Annotated in this window: 27 protein-coding genes; 16 read left to right on the top strand and 11 right to left on the bottom strand. The window is 54.7% G+C overall.

Annotation, left to right across the window (positions count from 1 at the left end; translation table 11 throughout):
* Positions 1-19 precede the first annotated feature (19 nt).
* The 3 genes from LC431_RS09535 to LC431_RS09525 are packed head-to-tail and all read right to left on the bottom strand — an operon-like array spanning position 20 to position 3301.
* Entirely contained in the window at positions 20-1042 is a 1023-nt protein-coding gene (locus LC431_RS09535; RefSeq protein WP_131638960.1) for a Gfo/Idh/MocA family protein, read from the bottom strand.
* A gap of 13 nt (positions 1043-1055) precedes the next feature.
* A complete protein-coding gene (locus LC431_RS09530; protein ID WP_121019556.1) occupies positions 1056-2123 on the bottom strand; it encodes a Gfo/Idh/MocA family protein in 1068 nt (355 codons plus the stop codon).
* A 2-nt stretch (positions 2124-2125) separates the two neighbouring features.
* Entirely contained in the window at positions 2126-3301 is a 1176-nt protein-coding gene (locus tag LC431_RS09525) for a Gfo/Idh/MocA family protein (protein WP_013574503.1), read from the bottom strand.
* Positions 3302-3585: 284 nt separating this feature from the next.
* On the opposite strand from LC431_RS09525, the gene LC431_RS09520 reads away from it, so the two are divergent.
* Together LC431_RS09520 and yghU are read left to right on the top strand one after the other, a co-directional pair.
* Positions 3586-4647: a LacI family DNA-binding transcriptional regulator gene (locus LC431_RS09520; protein WP_013574502.1), complete on the top strand. Its 1062-nt coding sequence runs from the start codon at positions 3586-3588 to the stop codon at positions 4645-4647.
* A gap of 92 nt (positions 4648-4739) precedes the next feature.
* Positions 4740-5585 (top strand): glutathione-dependent disulfide-bond oxidoreductase, encoded by an 846-nt coding sequence (gene yghU / locus LC431_RS09515; RefSeq protein ID WP_013574501.1) that lies wholly within the window; start codon positions 4740-4742, stop codon positions 5583-5585.
* Positions 5586-5639: 54 nt separating this feature from the next.
* Here the strand turns inward: yghU and yghX are convergent, their stop codons facing one another.
* Positions 5640-6545 carry a YghX family hydrolase gene (gene yghX, locus LC431_RS09510; RefSeq protein WP_037036291.1) on the bottom strand — a complete coding sequence of 302 codons (906 nt, stop codon included), beginning with the start codon at positions 6543-6545 and terminating at the stop codon, positions 5640-5642.
* Between the two features lie 151 nt (positions 6546-6696).
* On the opposite strand from yghX, the gene LC431_RS09505 reads away from it, so the two are divergent.
* Both LC431_RS09505 and LC431_RS09500 read left to right on the top strand, forming a co-directional pair.
* Positions 6697-7701 carry a hypothetical protein gene (locus tag LC431_RS09505; protein WP_153374884.1) on the top strand — a complete coding sequence of 335 codons (1005 nt, stop codon included), beginning with the start codon at positions 6697-6699 and terminating at the stop codon, positions 7699-7701.
* A 44-nt stretch (positions 7702-7745) separates the two neighbouring features.
* On the top strand, positions 7746-7946 hold the full coding sequence (locus LC431_RS09500) for a DNA polymerase III subunit theta (RefSeq protein WP_013574498.1): 201 nt from the start codon (positions 7746-7748) through the stop codon (positions 7944-7946).
* Positions 7947-7956: 10 nt separating this feature from the next.
* On the opposite strand, the gene LC431_RS09495 is transcribed toward LC431_RS09500, so the two are convergent.
* A complete protein-coding gene (locus LC431_RS09495; protein WP_112198054.1) occupies positions 7957-8838 on the bottom strand; it encodes a LysR substrate-binding domain-containing protein in 882 nt (293 codons plus the stop codon).
* 105 nt (positions 8839-8943) lie between these two features.
* On the opposite strand from LC431_RS09495, the gene LC431_RS09490 reads away from it, so the two are divergent.
* From LC431_RS09490 to LC431_RS09480, 3 genes are read left to right on the top strand one after another with little or no spacing between them, the layout of a single operon-like run.
* A complete protein-coding gene (locus LC431_RS09490) occupies positions 8944-9267 on the top strand; it encodes a carboxymuconolactone decarboxylase family protein (protein WP_013574496.1) in 324 nt (107 codons plus the stop codon).
* 29 nt (positions 9268-9296) lie between these two features.
* On the top strand, positions 9297-9704 hold the full coding sequence (locus LC431_RS09485) for a tautomerase family protein (protein ID WP_119261372.1): 408 nt from the start codon (positions 9297-9299) through the stop codon (positions 9702-9704).
* Positions 9701-10243: a DUF4865 family protein gene (locus LC431_RS09480; RefSeq protein WP_223509728.1), complete on the top strand. Its 543-nt coding sequence runs from the start codon at positions 9701-9703 to the stop codon at positions 10241-10243. Before LC431_RS09485 ends, LC431_RS09480 begins: the two co-directional genes overlap by 4 nt.
* Before the next feature lie 5 nt (positions 10244-10248).
* Here the strand turns inward: LC431_RS09480 and flhA are convergent, their stop codons facing one another.
* The 6 genes from flhA to hypA all read right to left on the bottom strand — a co-directional run bounded on the left by flhA (position 10249) and on the right by hypA (position 16052).
* On the bottom strand, positions 10249-12336 hold the full coding sequence (gene flhA / locus LC431_RS09475) for a formate hydrogenlyase transcriptional activator FlhA (protein WP_015689516.1): 2088 nt from the start codon (positions 12334-12336) through the stop codon (positions 10249-10251).
* 105 nt (positions 12337-12441) lie between these two features.
* Entirely contained in the window at positions 12442-13464 is a 1023-nt protein-coding gene (hypE, locus tag LC431_RS09470) for a hydrogenase expression/formation protein HypE (RefSeq protein WP_013574492.1), read from the bottom strand.
* Complete coding sequence (gene hypD / locus LC431_RS09465; RefSeq protein WP_013574491.1) at positions 13457-14629, bottom strand: hydrogenase formation protein HypD; 1173 nt, start codon at positions 14627-14629, stop codon at positions 13457-13459. The genes hypE and hypD overlap by 8 nt, the downstream gene beginning before the upstream one ends.
* A complete protein-coding gene (hypC, locus tag LC431_RS09460; RefSeq protein ID WP_013574490.1) occupies positions 14629-14907 on the bottom strand; it encodes a HypC/HybG/HupF family hydrogenase formation chaperone in 279 nt (92 codons plus the stop codon). Before hypC ends, hypD begins: the two co-directional genes overlap by 1 nt.
* Positions 14898-15677, bottom strand: coding sequence for a hydrogenase nickel incorporation protein HypB (gene hypB, locus LC431_RS09455; RefSeq protein WP_015689514.1), 780 nt, complete (start codon positions 15675-15677; stop codon positions 14898-14900). The genes hypC and hypB overlap by 10 nt, the downstream gene beginning before the upstream one ends.
* Positions 15678-15707: 30 nt before the next feature.
* Positions 15708-16052 carry a hydrogenase maturation nickel metallochaperone HypA gene (hypA, locus tag LC431_RS09450; RefSeq protein ID WP_013574488.1) on the bottom strand — a complete coding sequence of 115 codons (345 nt, stop codon included), beginning with the start codon at positions 16050-16052 and terminating at the stop codon, positions 15708-15710.
* A 361-nt stretch (positions 16053-16413) separates the two neighbouring features.
* Between hypA and hycA the strand changes: the two genes are divergently transcribed.
* The 9 genes from hycA to hycI all read left to right on the top strand — a co-directional run bounded on the left by hycA (position 16414) and on the right by hycI (position 24615).
* Positions 16414-16881 carry a formate hydrogenlyase regulator HycA gene (hycA, locus tag LC431_RS09445; RefSeq protein WP_013574487.1) on the top strand — a complete coding sequence of 156 codons (468 nt, stop codon included), beginning with the start codon at positions 16414-16416 and terminating at the stop codon, positions 16879-16881.
* A 164-nt stretch (positions 16882-17045) separates the two neighbouring features.
* Complete coding sequence (locus LC431_RS09440; protein ID WP_183065344.1) at positions 17046-17657, top strand: 4Fe-4S dicluster domain-containing protein; 612 nt, start codon at positions 17046-17048, stop codon at positions 17655-17657.
* Positions 17654-19558, top strand: coding sequence for a proton-conducting transporter membrane subunit (locus LC431_RS09435; RefSeq protein ID WP_223509727.1), 1905 nt, complete (start codon positions 17654-17656; stop codon positions 19556-19558). Before LC431_RS09440 ends, LC431_RS09435 begins: the two co-directional genes overlap by 4 nt.
* 10 nt (positions 19559-19568) lie before the next feature.
* The gene (locus LC431_RS09430; RefSeq protein ID WP_112151242.1) at positions 19569-20522 is read left to right on the top strand and encodes a respiratory chain complex I subunit 1 family protein; all 954 of its coding nucleotides are present in this window, start codon (positions 19569-19571) and stop codon (positions 20520-20522) included.
* A 44-nt stretch (positions 20523-20566) separates the two neighbouring features.
* Positions 20567-22291: an NADH-quinone oxidoreductase subunit C gene (locus tag LC431_RS09425; RefSeq protein ID WP_015689510.1), complete on the top strand. Its 1725-nt coding sequence runs from the start codon at positions 20567-20569 to the stop codon at positions 22289-22291.
* A 15-nt stretch (positions 22292-22306) separates the two neighbouring features.
* A complete protein-coding gene (locus tag LC431_RS09420; protein ID WP_013574482.1) occupies positions 22307-22864 on the top strand; it encodes a formate hydrogenlyase complex iron-sulfur subunit in 558 nt (185 codons plus the stop codon).
* Positions 22861-23658: an NADH-quinone oxidoreductase subunit B family protein gene (locus LC431_RS09415; protein WP_013574481.1), complete on the top strand. Its 798-nt coding sequence runs from the start codon at positions 22861-22863 to the stop codon at positions 23656-23658. The genes LC431_RS09420 and LC431_RS09415 overlap by 4 nt, the downstream gene beginning before the upstream one ends.
* Positions 23658-24137: a formate hydrogenlyase maturation protein HycH gene (gene hycH, locus LC431_RS09410; protein WP_013574480.1), complete on the top strand. Its 480-nt coding sequence runs from the start codon at positions 23658-23660 to the stop codon at positions 24135-24137. The genes LC431_RS09415 and hycH overlap by 1 nt, the downstream gene beginning before the upstream one ends.
* Positions 24130-24615 carry a hydrogenase maturation peptidase HycI gene (gene hycI / locus LC431_RS09405; RefSeq protein WP_223509726.1) on the top strand — a complete coding sequence of 162 codons (486 nt, stop codon included), beginning with the start codon at positions 24130-24132 and terminating at the stop codon, positions 24613-24615. The genes hycH and hycI overlap by 8 nt, the downstream gene beginning before the upstream one ends.
* Positions 24616-24848: the final 233 nt, after the last annotated feature.

Here is a 24848-nt window from a genome sequence, read left to right as displayed (position 1 = left end):
GGTTATTATTAATAGAGATTTAATCAGCCAGCGTGATCCATTTCCCTGATTGTGAGGAGCGGTAAATCGCACCGACAATATTCAGGGAAACTGCGGCTTGTGAAACAGAGATATAATTTTGTTCTTCAGGATGACGTACAGAATGATAGAAATTCGAGACTGCCTGACGATGACTGTCGCCCCAGTAGCTTTTGGCTGTTCCTGACGGGCTGTCATCACTTATCAGCAGCGTTTTATTTTCTCCTTCAATCAGCCACAACACGTTGTGATACAACTGCAACAGTCCTTTTTCACAATGAATTTCCAGCAGCAACGGTGAATCGGTGCTGTGGCAGTTCGTTGCGTAAAACAATCCATGCGCACCGTTGCCCATTTTCAGGCTGACCATCGCTGTGTCTTCATTTTCAGTCAGTTCACTGAGAAAGGTTCTTTCCACCACGCCTTTCAGCGCGAGAACACCGCCGCCAAACCACTGCATTAAATCCAGCGTATGTATCGCCTGATTGATCAGCAGGCTGCCGCCTTCAGTGGCAAAACGCCCGCGCCACAGGCTTTCGCTGTAATAAGCACCACTGCGCGACCAGGTCAGAATAGCTTTGATGCTCAGCATGTTGCCCAGTTGCCCGCTTTCCAGCAGCGTTTTAATTTTCTGACTGGAAGGATTCAGACGGTTCTGGTAACACACGCCTGTCAGCCCCGCAGCCTGTGACGCCGCGAGTTTAATGGCGCTGACTTCTCCGATATTCAGCGCCACCGGTTTCTCGGTAAAAACATGCTTTCCCGCCGCCAGCGCGGCGAGAATAGCCTCCTTGTGCAGATGATGCGGCAGGCAGATATGCACCACGTCAATCTGCGGATCGCACAACATTTCGTGATAATCCGTGTAAAAATCACAACCATATTCCTGCGCCAGCGCCCGGCCTTTGCCAATATCGCACTCCGCAATCGCCCTTAACTGGCAATCCGGTTCGTGCCGGATCGCTGCCACATGGCAGGTATGGATAGACCCGCAACCGATCACCGCAGCCTGGAGAGTTTTCATCATCTGCTCCCGTTTAGTGGGTTCCGTTTGCCAGCATCTGTGCCCGGATGCACAGCTCGGCAGCTTTAAACGCATGCTCCTGGGTCATGGCGTGCTCGGTGCGGTTCAGGCAATCGAGGATCAACTGACCAAAGAACGGGAAGCCGACGTTGCCGGAAACCGGGTAACGGAACTCGCCTTGTTGATTCACCAGATACACCACGTCCTGCTCGCCGAGCGTGAGATCAACATATTTGCGGATCTCGATATAACCTTCGGTGCCAAGCAGCGTCAGACGGCCGTCGCCCCAGGTGCTCAGCCCTTCTGGTGTGAACCAGTCGCAGCGGAAATAACCCCGTGCGCCGTTATTGCCTTTCAGCATCGTGTCGCCAAAGTCTTCGAAACGCGGATACTGCGGGTGATTGAAATTAAGAGCCTGAGCCGCCACAACCTGCGCGTCACTGTTGCCGGTATAAAACAGAAATTGTTCAATCTGATGGCTGCCGATATCGCACAGGATGCCGCCAAAACGCTCTCTCTCGTAGAACCAGTCGGGGCGCCCTTCGCCCTCACGATGCGGGCCGGTACCCAGCGTCTGGATCACGCGTCCGATCGCTCCTTCATGCACCAGCTGGCCTGCGAAGACTGCACTTTCTACGTGCAGGCGTTCGCTGTAATACACGGCATATTTGCGCCCGGTTTCGGCCACTTTGGCCTTCGCTTGCGCCAGTTGTTCCAGCGTGGTCAGCGGCGCTTTGTCGCTGAAATAGTCTTTCCCGGCTGCCATGACTTTCAGCCCCAGCGCGCAGCGTTCAGACGGAATGCCCGCCCCCGCGATCATCTGCACTTCACGGTCATCAAGGAGTATCTGCAATGACTCCGCGACCTTAACCTGCGGATACTGGGCGACGAACTTCTCCACTTTTACCGGATCCGGATCGTAAACCCATTTCAGGCTGGCGCCCGCCTCGATCAACCCGTTACACATACCGTAGATATGCCCGTGATCCAGGGCCGCAGCAGCAATCACGAATTCACCGGGCTTTACCACAGGTTGCGGTTTCCCTACCGGCGCATAATTCATACCGTCTTTATTGCTCATGTTCAGGCTCCTTTATCCATATTTTTGCCGAGAGGGATCGCATCTTCATTGGCGAAGTTTTCCACCGATGCTGATTTTTCGTAAAAGTGCGGTGCCAGCGAAACCAGCCCGCCGGTCTGATAAAACGGATCTTCCGGCGACAACGGCAGTGACACAATGCTGCGGGTAATGGCGGATTTATAAATCGCGGCAATCAGTTCCAGTGAACGCTTGCCCTGAATGCCGTCAATCAGCGGCGCGGTACCGGTTTCCAGTGCGGTCAGGAAATTGTCGATCTGGCCGGTGTGCAGGGTATAAGTGAGTTTGGGAATCGACTGGTAAATGTCTTCAAGCTGGTTTTCACGATCCGTGTCACGCGCATCAATCGGGAAACCGTTCGGCGCAGAAATGCTGGCGTATTTGTCCCACGGGGCTGAAATTCGCGCTTTCTCGCCCTGAATAACAATCTTCTGATCTTCGCCGTGATGCACCACGGAAGCCGTCAGTTGGGTCAGCGCGCCGGAGTCATATTTGAAAATGGCCGCCGAGAGATCTTCCACTTCGGCATTATCATGCGCAGCGTTGGTAATCATCGAGACCACTTCAGAGGGAAAACCGAGCATCCACTGAATCGCGTCAATATGGTGAACGGCGTGATTGAGCGTGCAACCGCCCGCTTCTTTTTCCCAGGTGCCGCGCCACCACAAATCGTAATAGGAATGACCGCGCCACCAGAAAGAATCCACCTGTGCATGACACACTTTGCCGGTCTCACCGGAATCGAGCACTTTTTTCAGCCGCCAGAACGCGTCGGTAAAACGGTTTTGCGCGATGATTGACAGCGTTTTCCCGCTCGCCTGCGCCGCGCTGATCATCGCGTCGCATTCCTGTAATGACGCCGCCATCGGCTTTTCACACAACACGTGTTTGCCTGCGTTCAGCGCATTAATCGAGATTTCGGCGTGGACATACGGCGGCGTGCAGACGTCAAAAATGTCGATATCTGCATCATTAAGGATTTCCTCATGGCTGGCATAGACCCTGGCGTTCGTCAGGCCATAATGCCGTTTTTTCTCTTCCGCTTTTTCAGGATAAATATCTACCAGCGCAACAATCTGGCAACGATCAGCAAACTCTAAATATCCCTGAATATGGTTATGTGAAATATTACCCGTACCAATAATGGCTATTTTCAGCATTCTCTTACTCCTTATATTTAACCGAACAGCTGGCGGATTTAAGCCGCATAAAGGGCGTCACCGTGTTGAATTCTTTATAGATTCAGCACAGATAAATACCTTATTTTTTGTTTCTGAGGTTTATATTCTGGAGAGTAATAATGGTTTTTTTTTCCAACAACTGTTATTTGTGACAGGAATTGCAGTGCCGTTTGCGGAATTTGCTATCATGCTGAATAGCCCATGAATTACAACCAGTTAACCATGGCAATAAGTCCATCTCCATTTGAGGCATTGATCACAAAATGACGGGAAAATTAAAAATCAGGCAAATAGCGGAGTTAACCGGGCTTTCTCCGAGCACCGTTTCCCGTGTGCTGGCAGGGAAAGCCAATGTCAGTCTCCAGGCAAAAGAGAAAGTATTTGCCCATGCCAGAACAATGGGTATTTTGCGTGACATTCCGGCCAGCCGTTTGTTAATGAATTGCCTGTTGCTCTGTGCGCCACCCGCCGCCTTCTCTCCCCATGAAGATCGTTATTATTATGAAGTGATTCAGGAAATAACGGCGGAAGTTGCGCGTTTTGATATTCACATACGTAAATGCGCGCTGGCAGTCAATGAACCGGATATCGCTGTTTTTATGCAGGCACTTCATCAGCCGGATGTCGACGGCATTGTCATTATCGGTATTGATGACGTGATGCTGTATCGGCTGGCAGCAGAATCTAACAAACCGGTGGTAATGATCAACGCCAAGGACAGCGAGATGCGTCTGGACTGTGTTTCTGCCGATCATTATTCCATCGGTTACAGTGCTGCCAACTATCTGTTTACCAGAGGTCACCGCCCCGTTTTATTGTTCACCGACCTGCGTCGTGAAACCATGATGCAGCGCCTCGATGGCTTTAAACGCGCCTGCCTTGAACACCATGTGGTGTTCGACGAAGCCCTGCATTTGCTGGTCAATCATGGCAGCGGAGGGGAACAGGCGAGAGAAAATATTGAGAAGTATCTCCGGGGGCATAAACGGGAAACCATGCCGTCAGCCATCTTATGCGGAGGCGATCAGATTGCACAGGCCACCATTGATGCCCTGAACGAATACGGATTTAAAGTCCCGGAAGATATTTCGGTGATGAGTATCGATTTTGCGCACGACATGAAAACATCAGCGGCACAAAGTTTCACTGCCGTGCATTTGCCGTGCCGCGAGCTGGGCACCGAGGCAGTGTATATTCTGCAAAGCCGCCTGATGCGCGCTACCGGCGCGAAATTCAATTTGCTGTTACAGGGGAGAATTCACAACGGCCAGTCAGTGGCCGATGTGAAATGGAAGCGCAAAGGGTTGTATCCTGCCGCCAGTTAGCCGCGCCCCGAAGGCACATTCTCAGCGTCGCCATTGATTATCTCCTGCTAGACTTTTGAGTCTTAACCTCAAAAAAAGATGCGGAGAATGCAATGTCAGAACAGTATCAGCCCCCTGAAGTCTGGACCTGGAATAAAGATGAAGTCAGCAAGTTCTCGAACATCAACCGCCCGATAGCCGGTCCGACGCACGAAAAAACGCTGCCGGTCGGTAAGCACCCGCTTCAGCTCTATTCCCTTGGCACGCCGAACGGCCAGAAAGTGACGATCCTGCTGGAAGAGTTACTGGCGCTGGGCATCAGCGGTGCGGAATACGATGCGTTTATTATCCGCATCAATGAAGGCGATCAGTTCTCCAGCGGCTTTGTTGACGTCAATCCGAACTCAAAAATCCCGGCGCTGCTGGATAACTCAACCACACCGCCAATCCGCGTGTTTGAATCCGGCAACATCCTGCTGTATCTGGCGGAAAAATTTGGCCAATTCCTGCCAAAAGATCTCGCCGGTCGCACTGAAACCCTGAACTGGTTGTTCTGGCTGCAAGGTTCCGCGCCGTATCTTGGCGGCGGTTTCGGTCATTTCTACCATTACGCGCCGGTCAAAATCGAATACGCCATTAACCGCTTTACGATGGAAGCCAAACGCCAGCTCGACGTATTAGACCGTCAGCTTGCTGAACACCGTTTTATTGCCGGGGAAGAATACACGATTGCTGATATCGCCATTTTCACCTGGTATGGCAGCCTGGCGCAGGGCGGTCTGTATGAATCGGCTAAATTCCTCGACATCGAATCTTATAAGCACTTCCAGCGCTGGGCGGCTGAAGTGGCGGGCCGTCCGGCGGTGAAACGCGGACGCATTGTGAACCGCACCTGGGGTGATGAACAACTGGAAGAGCGCCATGATGCCTCGGATTTCGATGGCATCCTGAAATCATAACGGGCGTCTGAAACGTAAAAAAAGGGCGGGATTTTGCGATCCCGCCCTTTTCTTTTATGCGCTTTCTGTCTGCGGTTCGAGGTACTTTTTAAACCAGGCAATGGTTCTTTCCCACGCTAAATCCGCCGCCGCTTTGTCATAACGCGGCGTCGAATCATTGTGGAAACCGTGGTTCACGCCGGGATAAATATGCGCTTCATAAACTTTGTTATTGGCCTTCAGCGCCGCTTCATACGCCGGCCAGCCTTCGGTAATGGGTTTATCCAGTTCAGCATAATGCAGCAATAACGGCGCTTTGATACGCGGCACATCTTCCGCTTTCGGCTGACGCCCGTAGAACGGCACGGCGGCCGCCAGTTCAGGGTAAGCCACCGCCGCCGCATTCGCCACGCCACCGCCGTAACAGAAACCGGTGATGCCGACTTTGCCGGTGCCAGTCTCGTGGTGCATCAGAAATTCTACCGCCGCAAAAAAGTCGTTCATCAGTTTGGCCGGATCAACGTGTTTTTGCAGTTCGCGCCCTTTCTCATCATTGCCCGGATAACCGCCGACCGAACTCAGCCCGTCCGGCGCCAGCGCGACAAATCCGGCTTTCGCCACCCGCCGCGCGACATCTTCGATATACGGATTCAGCCCGCGATTTTCATGCACCACCACCACACCAGGCACTTTACCGGTCACTTTGGCCGGACGCACCAGATAGCCTTTCACGCTGCCGTGTCCCTGCGGCGACGGATACTGAATGTATTCCGCAACAATATCCGGATCAGTGAATTGCACCTGTTCGGCGTAGGCATAGTTCGGCGTCATCAGCGTTGTCAGTGCAGCCAGCGACAATCCGCCTGCCACAAACTTCGCCGAGAGATCAAGAAACTCACGTTTGGTCATTTTGCCGTGCACGTAAAAATCAAAATATTCGAGGAGTTCAGGCGGGAAATCTTTCGCTGTCATTCGGGTCATTTTTCAGGCTCCGTTCCGGTCAGGGGAAGGATAAATAATGGCCTGTTTTTGGCGATTTTGTAAACCCGTTGTGAGATGGGATGGCTTTCCAGGCCGCATCAACACTTTTATGCACTGAAAATGCTAAACTTTGGTCATAAAGGGAGAAACAATGAAAAACTATCTTTCGCAACCACCGAAAATACATTTCATCGAATGGAACTCAGAGTACGAACGGATGATGACCTCTGCACTGAAAAAAGAATTTAATGTGCATACGATTTATCACGTCAAAAAACACTTTAAATCTGTCCACTCTTTGCTGCCGGGAAAGCGGCTCAAACACTGGCACCGGAAATTTCAGATTGCTATCAAGTTCCGCCGCGTGCGTGAAACCGACATCATCATTTGTAACGGCTACAGCGCATTTCTGATGCTGGATTTACTTTCCCTGCCCAAATGCAAAAAAATATTGGTATTGCGCGACTCAGTGGCCGCGCTTACGTCTAAAAGACGTCGGCTGAAATTACTTTCCCATGACGAAAATTATCTCGACCGGGTCACCGCTGTTTTTGATGTTATTTACAGTTTTGATCCCGAAGATTGCCGGAAATACGGACTTTCTTATGTTGACCAGTTTTTGCCGTTCACCCGCCATAACATGGCTGCGTGGCAATCGGAACCGGCAAATACGCCGTCATCCTGCTCATGCTTTTATGTCGGCGGGTTTGATGATTATCGGGCAAAACTCATTAACGACCTGACACCGGTATTGCGCCAGAATCACTGCCAGACCGACTTTTATCTGGTGGGCGATTGCAACGGAACCCCGGATTACCCGGACTGTTGTATCAATCAGAAAATCAGTTATCAGCAAAATATTGAAAAGCTGAAGCGAGCTTCTGTCGTTCTTGAGATCAACAAGCCGGATCAATGCGGATTAACGCTGCGTGCTCTCGAAGCCATGGCTTTTAATAAGAAACTGATCACCAATAATGCCTCAATAAAAAAACATGCTTTTTATCATCCCGATAAAATCTTTATTTGGGGAGAAGATGATCGCAACGCTATTGCCAAATTTCTTTCATCGGAACATCAGAAAACCGACCCGGCGTTGCTGGAGACATATTTCGCTGACGGCATGTTAAAGACACTGGCCGGAACCGCAGTAGAATAGAGGCTTTGCCCGACAACCTAACAGAACAATCAAAAGGAGAAACCATGAACAAAGCACTCGCAGGACTGAGTAAAGAGGAAATGGATAAAGTCAGCGCCGGGCTGGCGGCCGGGACTGTCGTGGTGCGTGAGCGCAACCATCTGCCGGTCAACGCAGAAGAAGTGGAGATGGAGCAGCCGGAACATCTGCGCGCTTATTTTCGCGAACGTCTGGAACATTATCGTCAGCAACCGGCTAAAAAATAGTCACAGCGGCTCAGTGCTGCTGCGTAAAGAAGCCGACAATCGACTCTCTCAGGCTGACGGCCGCCTCGCCCGGGGGCGTCAGGCTCTGATGAAGGCTGATCCCCACCTCACCCGGCGCGGGCAATTCCTGCAAAATCCGTACGGTTGATGGCATACCGAAATCCGTACGAACAGTCACCCCCAGCCCCGCCGACATCGCCGCCCAAATCCCGCTCAGGCTGCGGCTGGTGAAGGCTATCCGCCACGCAATACCGGCGTTATCCAGCGCCGTCGTTGCGGCATTCCGCATCAGGCATGGCGCTTCGAACACCAGCAAGGGCAACGGTTCGCCGGTTTCCTGATAGTGCTTCAGGTCGAAACTTTCAGGGCCAATCCAGCGCAGCGGAATCCGTCCGAGCGAGCGGCTTGACGGGAAAAGTGGCGTTTCATCAGCCTGCCAGCACACCGCCAGATCAAACTCGTTATGCCGGATCCCGTCCAGCAATTGCTGATTACGGGTAATACTGGCGGAAACCTGCACCTGCGGATGTGCGCGGGTGAATGTGCCGAGAATGGCCGGTAACAGGGTTTCGCCGAAATCCTCCTGCATACCCAGATTCAGGCTGCCACTCAGCGTACTGGCGAGCAGCACAGCGCTGGCCTCATCATTCAGGCTGAGGATCCGCCGCGCATAACTCAGCATCACTTCGCCGCGTCCGGTCAGGATCAGGTGCCGTCCGGATTTCTGTACCAGCTCCGTGCCCGCCTGTTGCTCCAGCTTTTTCAGCTGTGCGCTGACGGCAGATGTGGAGCGTCCCAGCCGGTCGGCGGCCAGCACAAAACTCCCCAGCTCAATGCCGGTAACAAAACTGCGCAAGGCTTCTGAATCAAAAGTGACCGGTCTTTTCGCCATGCTTAATCATCCCGTTTTTATGGACTAATGCTGCTGTTATTTTCGATATTCAGGATAATCATAACGCCTTATGCTCCTTTTCACACCGACAAAAAGGAGCCTGATATGAGCACGACCTCGTCCCAAACACAGACGCTGGATACCATGGCGCGTCTGACGCCCAAATTTGCGGAACTGACGGAACAGGTGCTGTTCGGCGATCTGTGGAAAAGAAATGAATTGTCTGCGCGTGATCGCAGCCTGATCACCGTTGCCGCACTGATTGCCCTCAATCGCGTTGAACAACTGCCTTTTCATCTGAGCCTGGCGGTAAAAAACGGGGTCTCACAGGCCGAACTTTCAGAAGTGATCACCCATCTGGCATTTTATGCCGGCTGGCCCGCAGCGGCATCCGCCCTGAGCCGCTTCGCCGCTCTCAATGACCAGTAACCCGCGCCCCGTAACCGGAGGAACAACCGATGCCTTTTAGCCGAATTTCTTTACCAGCCCACCGCGCGGATGCCTGGCAGGATGCCATTTCAGCCATATTACAGGAAGCGCTGGTTGATCACTTTTCCGTGCCCAAAGATGATTGTTTTCAGTTGTTCGAACCGGTCAGCCGCCACCAGCGGGTGATCAACCCGACCTATTTAGCCGGTGAAAATGACCGGCGTTCAGACGATTTTCTGCTGTTTCACATCACCGCAGGCAAACCGCGTAACGGTTATCAGAAACAGCAACTGTTCCACCATCTGGCCGAAAAATTAAACCTCACACTGGGAATTTCTCAGGCTGATGTGATGGTGGTGGTGAGTTTTACTCAGCCGGAAGACTGGTCATTCAGTCACGGTGAAATGTTCAGAATTGCGCAAGGAGCCCGGTCATGATTGCCATGCAATACAGTTTTACCCTGCCTGCGGACTACGACATGGGCATTATTGAAAAGCGCATTGCGGATAACGGATATCGGACGGACGGTTTTGCAGGGCTTATTTTCAAAACCTATCTCTATGCCCGCCGCAACTGCCTGCAAACCGGCAGCGCAGAAAATATCTACGCGCCGTTTTACCTGTGGCAGGACGTATCAGATATGAACCGTTTTATTTCAGGTGCAGGTTTTCAGGGCGTCGCCGGCGCCTTCGGCTGGCCGCAGATCCGGGTTTATCCGGTGCTGACGGCACATGTCAGCGGAAACGTCGCGGAGGCGGTATATGCGAAAAGAGAGATAACGGATATCGCACCGTTCAGTGACCTTGCGCCATTCAGTGAGCAAACGGTGAGCGACAGACTTATCGACGTCACCGCCTGGGACACGACAAACTGGAAGAAAATCCATTTTACGGCGGGGAGAAATCCGCTGGCAGGCGACGGGCAGCATTACCGCATCGGCCATATTTCATTGTCCGGTGCGGTAAAAACAGCCTGACCCGGTTAATGCGCGGCAATCCCCAATTTTTTCATTCTCGACAACAACGTCGTACGTTTTAATCCCAGACGTTGTGCCGCACCACGCGGACCGGCGACCACGCCGTTGGTCTCCTTAAGTACCTGAAGAATACGTTCGCGCTCGTCTTCCTCATTCAAATGCGGGGCGGGCGCAGTATCAGGCGCGGGCATCACCCTCTCCGGCTGAGACACCGGCAACGGATAATTCAGCTCAGGAAGTTGTAAATCCAGCACCGTTCCGCGGGTCAGCAGCACAGCGCGTTCAATAACATTTTCCAGTTCACGCACATTGCCCGGCCAGGGCATCCGGCTTAATAAACGCAAGGTCTCGGCGGGAATACTGTCGATGGTGCGTTTCATGCGCTTGGCGATTTTATAGGTCAGGAATTTCACCAGTTGCGGAATGTCTTCAGGGCGCTCACGCAACGGCGGGATGACAATCGGGAACACATTCAGCCGGTAATACAGATCACTGCGGAATTCTTTATCGGCAACCATCTGGCACAGGTCGCGGTTGGTCGCAGCGATCATCCGCACATCCACCGAAATCAGTTTATTGCCGCCGACACGCTCGAACTCCTGCTCCTGCAAAATGCGCAGCAACTTGGGTTGCAGTTCAATCGGAATTTCACCCACTTCATCGAGAAATAAGGTGCCTTTATCAGCCAGTTCAAAACGCCCCATCCGCTGAGCGGTAGCCCCGGTAAACGAGCCTTTTTCATGGCCGAATAAATCGCTTTCCATTAATCCGGCAGGCATGGCCGCGCAGTTCATTTTCACCATGCGCTGATCACGACGATCGCCGAGATTATGGATCGCACGGGCGATCAGCTCTTTACCGGTGCCGGTTTCGCCGAGGATCAGCACAGAACAGTCGCTTTTCGCCACGATCTCAACCTGTTTCAGCACCGCCGACATGCTGGAACTGCGGCCGACAATGTCGCTGAAATCCGGGTTATTGCTGTTTATCTGCTCGGTGAGATACAGGTTTTCGTGTTGCAGTTTTTCCTTCAGGCTTTTAATTTCCTGATAGGCCAGTGCGTTATCCACGGCAATCGCAATGCGTTCGGCGATCTGCTGCAACACGCGCAGATTAGCGGAATTAAAGTTATCCGGCTGGCACTGTGCCAGTTTCAACACCCCCAGCGTTTTATGACCAAAACGTAGCGGCAGAATGCACAGGGTTTTGGTCTGATCCCGCCATAACAGCTGGAACAACGTGCTTTCATCGTTATCCGGTTCTTCGGCGGACCGCACGTTAGTCAGCAACATTTCGCCATTTTTCATCACCTGCTGTTCCAGGGAACCCTCCAGCGTCATGCGCGACTGTTCACGCTCCGCGACGTGCGTTTGCACATAATGTGTCGCGTAAACACTGGCCTGTTCGCTGTCTTTATCGGCATCACACAACACAATGCTGATGGCATTAATGTGAAAGAAATGGTGAATAGTCTTGGCGATTTCGCCGGTCAGTTCGTCGAGATCCAGCTTGGACAGGACGGCGTTGGTGATATCCACCAGAATGCGGAAATCGTCACGTTCATGGCGCAGCAGGGATTGCTGGAGCGAGGCGTTTTCGCGCAACTGGATTTGTTCGACCGCAATGGCCGCCAGCGTACAAAGCTCATAAAGACCGTTCTTGTCTTCCTCACTGAACGGGGTCGCGTGCTGACGGGTAAACTCACAGCCCCCCAGCAAGCCGGAAGAGGCCAGCAGAGGCACCAGACAATAATCGGTAAACGCCGGATACAGGTTCAGCGCCGCCAGTTGCGGATAGCGCAGATGCAACGCTTCGCTGCGCCAGACCTGCGTTTTAGGATTGCTCAGCAAGGCATGTACCGGCCCGGTCGCCAGCAGCGTTTCATCTTCATAACTGACCGGCTGATGATGCGGATCGATGCCATAAAAACTGACGCGTTCGCTGTTATTGTCGAACAACACCAGCGTCACAGCCTCCGCAATACCGGCGCTCTGCACCACTTGCGTCAGGGTTTCCAGCAGCGATGTCATGTTCTGTTGCAGCAGCAATGTGCGCGTCAGTTCCAGTAATCCTTTGTGTTTTGTGGTGCTCATTGTTGCACTCTGCATACCGTGGGCTCTGGCTTTTGATGTAAAGCGTTTTTGAAGAAACGATTAAGAAAGTTTACGCCTTCGCGGCGGCGCGCTCCCCTGACGAGATCAACAAATGCGGGGTAATGGCTCCGCATGGGGCAACATTAACTGGCGGGAAACACCCAGCGCGCCGCGCAGACACACCTGCGGACTTATCGTCACCTCGCCGATAGTCGCCGCATCAGCGCCCAGCGGATGACTGCGTAACAGGTTCAGCACCTGCTCTTCGGCCCGGTCGGACACGACGATCACCAGTTTGCCTTCATTGGCAAAATTCAGCGGTTCCAGCCCCAGTAATTCACAGATGCCACGCACAGCCGGTTTCACCGGCAACGCGGTTTCGTCGATGCATATCCCAAAACCACTGGCGGCGCTGAATTCATGCAAAATCGCATTCACCCCGCCGCGCGTGGCATCACGTAAGGCATGCACGCCAGCCAGCGGTCGCAGTGGTGCAATCATCGGCGCAAGCACCGCGCAGTCACTTTCCACGCCCAGATCCATCCCCAGCTTTTCACGCAGATTGAGGATCGCCGCACCATGATCGCCGAGCGTCCCGCTGACGATCACTTTATCGCCTGCTTTTATCGTACCGGCGGCCCAGTTAACGGCCGTTGGGATCACGCCGATCCCGGCGGTATTAATAAAGATTTTGTCGGCGGCACCTCGCTGCACAACCTTGGTGTCGCCGGTCACAATGGCAATGCCCGCAGCATGTGCGGTCTGCGCCATCGCGCTGACTATTTTTTGTAAGTCATCCAGCGCTAATCCTTCTTCCAGAATAAAACCGCAGGAAAGATAGGCGGGTGTCGCCCCGCAGACCGCCAGATCGTTTGCCGTGCCGCACACCGCCAGCTTGCCGATATTGCCGCCGGGGAAAAAGATGGGATCAATCACGTAACTGTCCGTGGTAAACGCCAGCCGGTCGCCCTGTGCACTCAGGCTGGCAAGTGACAATCGTGCGCCATCTTCCCGTTCGTTAAGCCAGGGATTATCAAATGCGCTGATGAACATCTGTTCGATCATCTGTTGCATGGCGCGGCCGCCGCTGCCATGCGCCATTGTGACGACTTCTTTGCGATCACTCATCCTGACTTACCTTCTGCTGTTGATGCTTTTGCTGCGGTTTATCCGCCATTGCCGTTTCCTGATGCCGGTACTGATACCACGCCGCGCACGCACCTTCAGAAGACACCATCAGCGCACCAAATGCATTATGTGGCGTACAAGCGGTGCCAAACAGCGGGCACTCATGCGGCTTGCAGCGCCCGGTCAGCACTTCACCGCAACGGGAGCGGGGATCGTCCGCTACCGGTTGTGCCTGCGGGTTAAAGCGCCGCTCTGCATCAAATGAGGCATAGGCGGGGGCCAGGGAAATCCCTGAGGCTTCAATCACGCCCAGACCGCGCCACTCGCTGCTACCGGCAAGCGTAAACACTTCGCGCATCGCTTCCTGTGCCAGCAGGTTACCCTCTTCCGGCACCACGCGGCGATACTGGTTTTCCGTTTTACACGATGCCTCGCAAACTTGTTCCACCAGCATCAGCACGCTTTGCAGCATATCGAGTGGCTCAAAGCCGCTGATCACCAGTGGCTTGCCGAATTCTTCATTGATGAAATGATAAGGTGCGGTGCCCGTCACCATGCTGACGTGACCGGGAGCCAGAAAAGCATCAATCCGCACATCATCCTGCGAGAGCAGGCTGCGTAAGGTCGGCATCAGGCTGATGTGCTGACAGAACACGCTGAAATTGGGCAGACGTTCGCGCCGTGCCTGTTGCAGCGTGACAGCGGTAACCGGCAGCGTGGTTTCAAAACCGAGGGCGAAAAACACCACCTGACGTGCCGGATTTGCACGGGCCAGTTTCAGCGTATCCAGCGGGGAATAAACCACACGCACATCGGCACCCCGTTCGCGCGCCTGCAACAGCGAGCCTTGCTTGCCGGGCACGCGCAGCGCGTCGCCAAAGGTGCAGAAAATCACGTCGGGATGTGCGGCAATTTCACAGCAGGCATCGATACGCCCCATCGGTAACACGCACACCGGACACCCCGGCCCGTGGATAAATTCCAGTTGCGGGGGCAGCAGTTTATCCAGCCCGAATTTGAAAATGGCATGGGTATGGCCGCCGCACACTTCCATAATCTGCATGGGTTTTTCAGCGGTGTAAGGCAGTAATGCCGCCCGCTGATGCAGCCGTTCAATCAGCGTTTTCGCCAGTTTCGGATCACGGAATTCATCAACAAAACGCATTATCGGGCCTCTCCCGCACCGAGAAACAGGGCGACATCGGCTTCTACTTCTTCCATCGCGTGCAGCGCAGCCAGCGTTTCTTGTGCTTCCTGTTCATCAAGTTTGCTCAATGCAAAACCGACGTGGATTAACACCCAGCCGCCGATCAGCGTTTGTGGCTGGCCGTCGCACACCAGCGCAATATTCACTTCGCGGCGCAGACCGCAGACTTCTGCCCAGGCGTGATCAGGCTGCTGGTCATGCAGCGCGACGATTTGTCCCGGAATGCCTATGCACATCGTTGCTGCTCCAGCCAGACCAGCCACTGCTCCATACCTTCGCCGGTAGTGGCAGAAAGCCGGATCACTTCAATCTGCGGATTGACCTGGCGCGCATTGGCAATACAGGCTTCGACGTCAAAACTGACATACGGCAACAGGTCGATTTTATTGAGGACCATAAGGCGCGATGCGGCAAACATATGCGGATATTTCAGCGGCTTGTCCTCGCCTTCCGTGACGGACAGCACCGCCACTTTGTGCAATTCACCGAGATCAAAACTGGCCGGACACACCAGATTGCCGACATTTTCGATAAACAACAGGCTGTTATTGTTTGGCGACAGCTGATGCAGCGCATCATGAACCATTTGCGCGTCCAGATGGCAGCCTTTACCGGTATTCACCTGGATCGCCGGGACGCCGGTGGCACGGATACGATCGGCATCGTGAGTGGTTTGCTGATCGCCTTCTATCACCGCGCAGTCGAAATACGGTGCCAGCCGGGTCAGGGTACTGGTCAGCAGGGTCGTTTTACCGGAGCCGGGGCTGGACACCAGATTCAGTGCCAGAATGCCCGCCGCCGCAAAATGCTCGCGGTTATGGGCAGCGATATGGTTATTCTTCGCCAGCACGTCCATTTCGATGTCCACCAGGCGTCGCGGTGCAAACGGCAGACCGTGGCGATGATCATGTGAATCATCGTGATCATGGGAATGGTGATGAGTGTGTTCAGGGCTGACGCCTTCGATACGAAGTTCGCCGCTGGCACAACCGCAGGTACTGCACATAGCTTTCTCCCCGGGCACATCGGGTGCCCGTTATTCGATTTCGATTCGTTTAATTTTCATGCCGTCATCGGCCACCACCCGCACATCACGTCCGCCACAGTGCGGACACAGCAGCACGCCGGGGCTGAGTAAAGTGATGTCCTGCTGGCACGTGTAGCACCAGCTTTCTGCCGCCGGTGTGTGGAGATGCAATTCACAGCCTTCAGCGAGTGTTTCGCGGCACGCCAGTTCGAAGCAAAATTGCACCGCTTCAGGTTCGACGCAGGAAAACGCGCCAATTTCCATCCATACCGCCGTAATTCTCCGGGCATTATTTTGCCGTCCAAACTGTTGCATTATTTCCACGGCGTTCTGGCACAACGTAATCTCGTGCATTATTTCCCTCTCCGTCAGGAGATTAATAAACAGCGCATGGGAAGGTAAGTAGCAATATTGATGCCACAATTTTTCGACACGGAGACACGGAGAAGAAAACCGGATAGCGAAATAATCCCGGCGCAGTCCGTCATATATGTCGAAATACCGTGTCATCGACATGTCATTATGTTTTTCATGCGACCGGGCACACAGGTTTTAAATATCTTAACCTTTTAATAATAAAGCAGTTTTTAAACAAAACCGGAAACTGGCACGTTTTATGCCAGCAGGGATGTATGCGCCGTATTTTCGTCGTCACTTTCTGCATAAAGACGGACCGGAAAGGCACCTACGCACACCTCAATAACGGGTAATGACAATGAGCACTCTCAGCGAACTGACCAGTAAAGCGGATTATATAGCCAGCAAAAACAGCCATCTGAAATCACAATGGCGCCTGTATCAGAACAGCCTGACACAGGCCATAACCCATTCAAATAAAAAGATAAACCATGAATTCAGTTGCGGCGAAGATCAGGATATCCGCTTCACCCTGTTTAACCATTTTTCCGTCAGTATTCATCTCAGCGACGACTTCTACAGTCAGGATATCGTTTACAGCCTGAACATGGCGCACAGCGGTGAAGAACCCGACTTCAGAGCGTTTGCACACGCCACGCTGAGTGAAGAAGGCCGGGTTGATGGCACCGTGGATATTAAAGATAAGAACGCCGTGCTGGAACATTATCTCAATAAAATATCGGCTATTTATCAGTGTATTTTCGACTCACTGAAAACTAATCAGCCCATTCATTCGCAACTCGATAAATTACTCGACCACGCCTGATTTACATTCAGAAATACATTATCACACCGGCATAACAGGAATGTTTTCATTGCCGTTTTTTTACTGGGATCTATTCCGACATAAATGTCGAAATGTCAATTTAAGTGCCGATTTCGTCACCTTTGACGAAATACCAAGGAGACTTCATGAGCTTTAAAAATGCCATGAATCAATATGTGATAGCTGATCCGAAACTTTGTATTGGCTGCAATACCTGTATGGCCAGTTGTTCGCAGGAACACCAGCGTCACGGTTTACAATCTGCCCCCCGTTTGCAGGTGATGCGAAACCGTCTGGATTCCGCGCCGGTGATGTGTCACCAGTGTGAAGATGCCCCCTGCGCACAGGTGTGTCCGGTTAATGCTATCACCCGTGAAAACGACGCGATTCATCTCAATGAAAGCCTCTGCGTCAGTTGCAAACTGTGCGGGCTTGCCTGCCCGTTCGGTGCCATCACCTTTTCCGGCAGCACGCCGCTGGACATGCCCGTCGACTGTAACACCTCAAAAGCGCCGCCCGCGCCGCGCCCGCCACGTGCGATCAGCCCTTTCCTGGATTGTGTGCCGGGGGTTCGCGCGGTGGCAGTGAAATGCGATTTATGCAGCTTCAGCCCTGAGGGTCCGGCATGCATCAAGACCTGTCCCACACAGGCCATCCGGCTTATCACGGCCAGTCTGTCTGACAATGCCAGCCAGCAAAAACGCCTGAATGCGATGAATGTATTCCCGGCCGGGCTGACATCCTTTAGTGCGCCTGACACGGAGGCCAAACAATGACGGCACTATTAGCGTTGGATCCGGCGTCACTGTTGACGCTGGCGCTGCTGGTCTGGGTTTTCAGCGGCATTATCTGCGGGTTACTGGCAGGAGCCGCGAAATTAAGCAGCCTGATTTCAGGCGCTGGCAGCATGGTGGCATCCGTGGCGGTTATTATCGCTGCGATTCAGATGGTTAACAGTGGCGCACCGATGACCCTTACACTGCCGGTTCTGCCTTACCGCGCCAGCTTCAGCCCGCTGAATGCATTGTTGTTACTGGCGATGTCGGTAACGGCCTTGTTCAGCAGCCTGTATGCCTGCGCATGGCTGGCGAATGCCCGTCCACGGCAGCGCGCCCGTACCGGGTTGTTATGCAATCTGCTGCTGGCGGCGCTGACTGCCGCGGCGATTTCCGCCAATGCGGCTGAACTGATCCTGATGATGGAAATGGCCGCGCTGTGTGCGTATTTCATGATCGTACAAGCCGACGATGTGAAAAGCCGCCGTGCCGGTCTGAATCAGTTTTTATCCGGCCGCCTCGGCACGCTGTGTCTGATCCTGGCGTTTGCGCTGCTGCATCACGCCAGCGGCAGTCTGGATTTTGAGGTTCTTCGCCACACCACGTTTACGCCAGGCATTAAATCGCTGGCTTTCCTGCTGGCACTGGCCGGTTTCGGACTCTACGCCGGGATTATCCCGCTGCACGCCTGGGTGCCGCAGTCGCATTCCAGCGCCCCCGCCCACGCTGCTGCCCTGTTCTCTTCGGCACTGATGAAAATCGGCATTATTGGCATCGTAAAAGTCGGTCTGGACTTGCTCGGCGCACCGCCACTCTGGTGGGGCCTGATGGTATTGCTTCTGGCAATCCTGACCGCATTTATCGGCGGCCTGTACGCGCTGATGGAGCACGATATCCGCCGTCTGCTGGCCTATCACACGCTGGAAAACGTCGGGATTATTTTGCTCGGCATCGGCGGCGCCATGGTGGGCGTGGCGCTGAATCTGCCGCTGCTGGCTTCGCTCGCCCTGCTGGCCGGATTGTTTCACCTGTTTAATCACGGGTTGTTTAAAACCGCGCTGTTCCTCGGTGCCGGTGAAATCGAAATGCAGACCGGCATTAAGGACATGGAAAAACTCGGCGGGATCGCCCGTCTGATGCCGTGGACCGCCGTGTCGATGCTGATTGCCCTGATGTCGATGGCTGCCCTGCCGCCGCTGAACGGCTTTGCCAGCGAATGGCTGCTGTATCAGTCGCTGTTCCAGCTGAGTGCGGGTCACGTGTTTATCGCACGTCTGCTCGGGCCGCTGCTGGCGGTCGGTCTGGCCCTGACCGGTGCGCTGGCGCTGATGTGTATTGCCAAAGTTTTCGGCGTCACTTTCTTAGGCACACCACGCAGTCCGGCGGCGGCAGACGCCACGCCTGCCCCGCGACTGATGACACTCAGCAGCGTATTGCTGGCGCTGTTGTGTGTGGTTTTCGGTGTCGCCTCGCCGTGGTTGATTCCGCACTTCTCCGCCGTTGCCGCCTCAGTGCTGAACGTGCCTGTTTTACAGGCCGCCGGACATGGCGCGGCGTTCTCCGCCACGTCTGCGGTATCCGCGCCGATGGTCGCCATTCTGCTGCTGGGCATGCCGCTGCTGCCGTGGATTGCCGCCACGGTATTGCGCGGTTCCCGTCTGCCAAACCGTTCACGCGGCGATGCCTGGGCCTGTGGCTACGGCCATTCCGCTGACATGGTGGTGACAGCGACGGGTTTTGCCCAACCGCTGCGCGTGATGTTTGCCCCGCTTTATCGCCTGCGTCAGCACATGACACCGGCTCCGCTGGTGGCCGCGCTGCACCGTGGCTGGCTGGGTGCCTTCTGCCGTCGTCTGGCTTTCATCGAACTGGCCGTGTTGCTGGTCGTGGCTTTTGCCTGAGGAACTGACTATGAACACTTCATTCTTACTCGCGGGTTCGTTGTGGCCGCTGGCGCTGATTCAGGCGATTGCGTTGCTGGCGCTCGCGCCGCTGTTTGCCGGATTCAGCCGCGTAATGCGCGCACGGATGCACAACCGTCAGGGACCCGGCGTGTTACAGGAATACCGTGATATCACCAAACTGCTGACCCGCCAGAGTGTCGCACCCGCTGCGGCCGGTGCGGCGTTTCGCAGCATGCCGTACCTGCTGACCGGCGGCTTACTGGTGATCGCCACCGCCCTGCCAGTGGTGACGCTGGCGTCGCCAATGGGCGCGGCGGGCGATCTGATCACGGTCATCTACCTGTTTGCCGTGGTGCGTTTTGTGTTTGCCATCGCCGGGCTGGATACCGGCAGCACCTTCACCGGCATCGGCGCCAGCCGTGAAGCGGTGCTTGGTGTGCTGGTCGAGCCCATTCTGCTGCTCGGGCTGTGGATTGCGGCGCTGGTCGCCGGTTCCACCTCGCTTGGCGCCATTGCCGCCCGTGTTCTGCACTGGCCGCTGTCGTCTTCCTTAACCCTCGTTCTGGCCGGTCTGGCCTGTGCATTCGCGACCTATATCGAAATGGGCAAGCTGCCGTTCGACATGGCGGAAGCCGAGCAGGAATTACAGGAAGGCCCGCTGACCGAATACTCCGGCGCGGCGCTGGGCGTGCTGAAAATCGGCATCAGCCTGAAACAACTGGTGGTGTTGCAGCTATTCCTTGGTCTGTTTTTCCCGTTCGGACTGGCGGAGCAACTCACGCCGCTGACGTTGCTGACCGCCGTGGTGCTGTGTCTGGTGAAACTGCTGATCGCGGTATTTGTGGTGGCGCTCATCGAGAACAGCGTCGCCCGTCTGCGCTTTCTTAAAACTTCCCGCACCACCTGGGCGGGTTTCGGGCTGGCGTTTCTGGCGCTGGTTTCCTGGCTGGTCGCAGGCTGACCTGACATTTTTCTTGTCCCGCTGCGGCGGGAAGAGGCTTTGTAATGAGTGAGTTCAATACCGCATTAAATCAAAACCCGGTCGGTAAAGAGTATCTGGCCGCGCTGGCGAAGCAGTTTCCGTCGGCGATCTTAGGCAGTGAATGGCAGACCGACACGCAGGCGACCGTCACCATCAGGCTGAACTGGCTGCCGGAAGTGGTCGAATGGCTGTATTACCAGCAGGGTGGCTGGCTTTCCGTGTTATTCGGCAATGACGAACGTACGTTGTGCGGCAACTACGCGCTGTATTACGTGCTGTCGATGGAAAAAGGCGTGAAGTGCTGGATCACCGTGCGCGCCGAAGTGGATCCTGTGTCGCTGGAATTCCCTTCCGTGACACCGCGCGTACCGGCAGCGGTCTGGGGCGAACGTGAAGTGCGTGATATGTACGGGTTGCGCCCGGTCGGGTTGCCGGACGAACGCCGTCTGGTGCTGCCGGATGACTGGCCGGACGATTTATACCCGCTGCGCAAAGATGCGATGGATTACCGCCAGCGCCCGGCACCCACCACGGACGAAGAAACCTATCCGTTTATTTCCGAAGCCAAAGAAGGCAGCAAAATTGTGCCGATTGGTCCGCTGCACGTCACTTCTGACGAACCGGGACACTTTCGTCTGTTCGTTGACGGCGAAGACATTATCGATGCCGATTACCGGCTGTTTTACGTGCACCGTGGCATGGAGAAACTGGCCGAAACCCGCATGGGCTACAACGAAGTCACCTTCCTCTCAGACCGTGTTTGCGGCATCTGCGGCTTCACGCACAGCGTGGCGTACACCTCTTCGGTCGAAAACGCGATGGGTATCGTGGTGCCGGAACGCGCCCAGATGATCCGTTCTATTCTGCTGGAAGTCGAACGTCTGCACAGCCATCTGCTGAACCTCGGGCTTGCCTGTCATTTTGTCGGTTTTGATTCCGGTTTCATGCAGTTTTTCCGCGTCCGTGAACAGTCGATGAAGATGGCAGAAATCCTGACCGGCGCGCGTAAAACCTACGGCATGAACCTGATCGGCGGCATCCGCCGTGACATCCTCAAAGACGACATGATCGCCACGATTGCGCTGGCGGGCAGCATGCGCCGGGATCTTAACGAGCTGGTGGATATCCTGCTCAGCACGCCAAATACCCGGCAGCGCAGCATCGGCGTCGGTATTCTGGATCCGCAGGTGGCGCGGGATTTCAGTAATGTCGGCCCGATGGTGCGCGGCAGCGGTCACCGCCGCGATATGCGTCAGGATCACCCGTATGCCGGTTACGCCAAACTGCCATTTGAACTGTGCAGCGAAACCGGTAACGACGTTTATTCCCGCCTGAAAGTGCGCATCCACGAAGTGTTTAACGCCCTGAATATGATCGAGTTCGGCCTGCAAAGCCTGCCCGGCGGCCCGCTGGCGGTGGAAGGCTTTAATTATATTCCTCACCGTTTCGCCCTCGGTTTTGCTGAAGCACCACGCGGTGACGACATTCACTGGAGCATGACCGGCGACAACCAAAAGCTGTTCCGCTGGCGTTGCCGTGCGGCGACTTACGCCAACTGGCCGACGCTGCGTTACATGTTGCGCGGCAATACGGTCTCCGATGCGCCGCTGATTATCGGCAGTCTCGATCCTTGTTATTCCTGCACCGACCGCATGACGGTTGTCGATGTGCGTAAGAAAACGTCCATCGTCGTGCCTTACAAAGAGATCGAACGCTACGGCATCGAACGCAAAAATTCGCCGCTTTGAGGAGCTGCTCCCATCATGCTGAAACTGATTAAAAAAGTGCTTAAAACCGGCACCGCAACCGTGGCTTATCCGTTTAAGCCGCTGGATCTGGCAGCGAATTTTCGCGGCAAACCGCAATACACCGCACAGCAGTGTATTGCCTGCGGCGCGTGTGCCAACGCCTGCCCGTCTAACGCGCTGACCATGACCACGGCAGAAGACGGCGAAACCCTCCGCTGGCAACTGTTCTTAGGCCGCTGCATTTTCTGCGCCCGCTGCGAGGAAGTCTGCCCGACGGCGGCCATCAGACTGTCGCAGGAATTTGAACTGGCAGTCTGGCGTAAAGAAGACCTGTTTGAGACCGCGGATTTTCCTATCTGTCACTGCCGTGCCTGCGGCAAACCTTACGCGGTACAAAAGGAAATCGACTTCGCACTCAGCCTGTTGCAGGAAAGCGCCGCCCTGAGCGACCGGCAAGTTGCTGACCGCCGGGAGCAGTATGAAACCTGCCCCGAATGCAAAAAACTGCACAGCCTTTCTTCCTCCGACCGTATTGATATTGGCCGGCACATGACCACGGAGGCTCATTCATGAGTCATAACCTGATTGCTCCGCGTGACGAAAATGGCCTGCCGGTACCCGTCACGCTGGATGAAAGCATTGCCAAACTGAAATCCACACTGCTTCACAGCATCCGCCGCTCAGCTTACGTTTACCGCGTGGACTGCGGCGGCTGTAACGGCTGTGAAATTGAGATTTTCGCGGCCATTTCCCCGCTGTTCGACGCCGAACGCTTTGGGATTAAAGTGGTCCCGTCGCCGCGTCACGCAGACATTTTGCTGTTCACCGGTGCCGTGACCCGCGCCATGCGTATTCCGGCGCTGCGCGCCTGGGATTCTGCGCCGGATCCGAAAATCTGCATTTCCTACGGCGCCTGCGGCAACAGCGGCGGCATCTTCCACGATCTGTATTGCGTGTGGGGCGGCACTGACAAAATCGTGCCGGTGGATGTGTATATTCCGGGTTGCCCGCCGACACCGGCCGCCACCATTTATGGTTTTGCGATGGCGCTGGGTTTGCTGGATCAGAAGATCAAAGGCCAGCAACACGATGAGGCGGCCACCGAACCGGCTCTGCTGCTGCACCCGGATTTACCGCAGCCGCTGCGCGTGTTGCTGGACCGCGAAGCGCGCCGGATGGCCGGTTACCGTTATGGCCGTCAGATTGCCGACACCTTTATGGATATCGTGGCCGCGCCCGGCTTACAACCCGTGGAACAGCGCGTTTCTGCATATCTTGAAGAACAAGGCGATCTGCGTCTCAACGAAATTGTCGGCAACCTGCAGCACATTTATCAGCAGGTTCTGCGTGGCGAGGTACACCTGTGATGACCTCCGTCAACGACCAGCGCTACGCGCGACATCAACCCTACGCCGGTCATCAGCCGGACAAGAACAAAGTGATTTTCTATTCGCTGAGCAGCAAGTTTGTCGATGAGAAAAGCGCCCTGAAACGCAGTTCGCAAAAAGTGCAGGAAGTGGTGTATTACAGCCTGGCGATCGGCCATCACCTCGGGGTGATCGACTGCCTGAAATCCCGTCTCGAATGCCCTCTCGACGGGTATATGCACTGGATTGACTGCCTGCCAGAAAACAGCGAAGCATATCGAAAACTGGCCGGTGTGCAGCGTTTCGGAGAGATCATTATCGACAGCAGCCACACCCACCTGCTGGCGCTGGCGCTGAGCGCTGCCCGCCCGTACATGAGTGATACGCAACAGGGCTGGAGCGATGCGCTGATCACCCTGCTTGCCCAGATTGAAAACGACCCCGCCATGTACCTGATGGTCAGGAGATACGATGCCTGATTTATCCTCCCGCTACGCATTGCTGTGCGTGGGCAACAGCATGATGGGCGACGACGGTGCCGGCCCGCGGCTGGCCGAACTGTGCGCTGAAAAACCGCTGTCCGGCTGGACTGTGGTTGACGGCGGTGCGGCACCAGAGAACGACATCGGTTATTTACGCGAACTGCGGCCTGCGCATCTGGTGATTGTCGATGCCACCGACATGGGGCTGACGCCCGGTGAAATGCGCATTATCGATGAAGATGACATCGCTGAGATGTTCATGATGACCACCCACAATCTGCCGCTGACGTTCCTTATTCAGCAATTGCGTGAGGATATCCCGCAGATCACCTTTGTCGGCATTCAGCCGGACGTGGTGGCTTTTTACTTCCCGATGAGTGCCGCCGTTGAACAGGCCGTGAACCGCCTGTATCAGCTATTGCCTGCGCTGGATCAGGGGCTGGGAATCACCCCTTTCCGGCCCGAAAGCCTCTGACAGCGGCTGTCGACATAACTGTCGATGCGGTGACGAAACAGACATGACATCAGCCCGACATTTCGTCATCGTTACGTAATTTTTATATAACCAACTGAAATACATAGATAAAAACAAGCATCCGAAACTGGCACGTTTTATGTATAGAAGTAGATGAAAACTTTTAACCCCCTGAATTAAAAGCACACTGAAATCCCCTAAGGCATTGGCATGGCAGGAAGGCGGCAAGCGAA

Source organism: Rahnella sp. GSA61A (assembly GCF_019969905.1).
Classification (GTDB): domain Bacteria; phylum Pseudomonadota; class Gammaproteobacteria; order Enterobacterales; family Enterobacteriaceae; genus Rahnella; species Rahnella aceris.
Note: the sequence above shows the minus strand (reverse complement) of the source record. Positions and strands in the feature narration are given on the sequence as shown.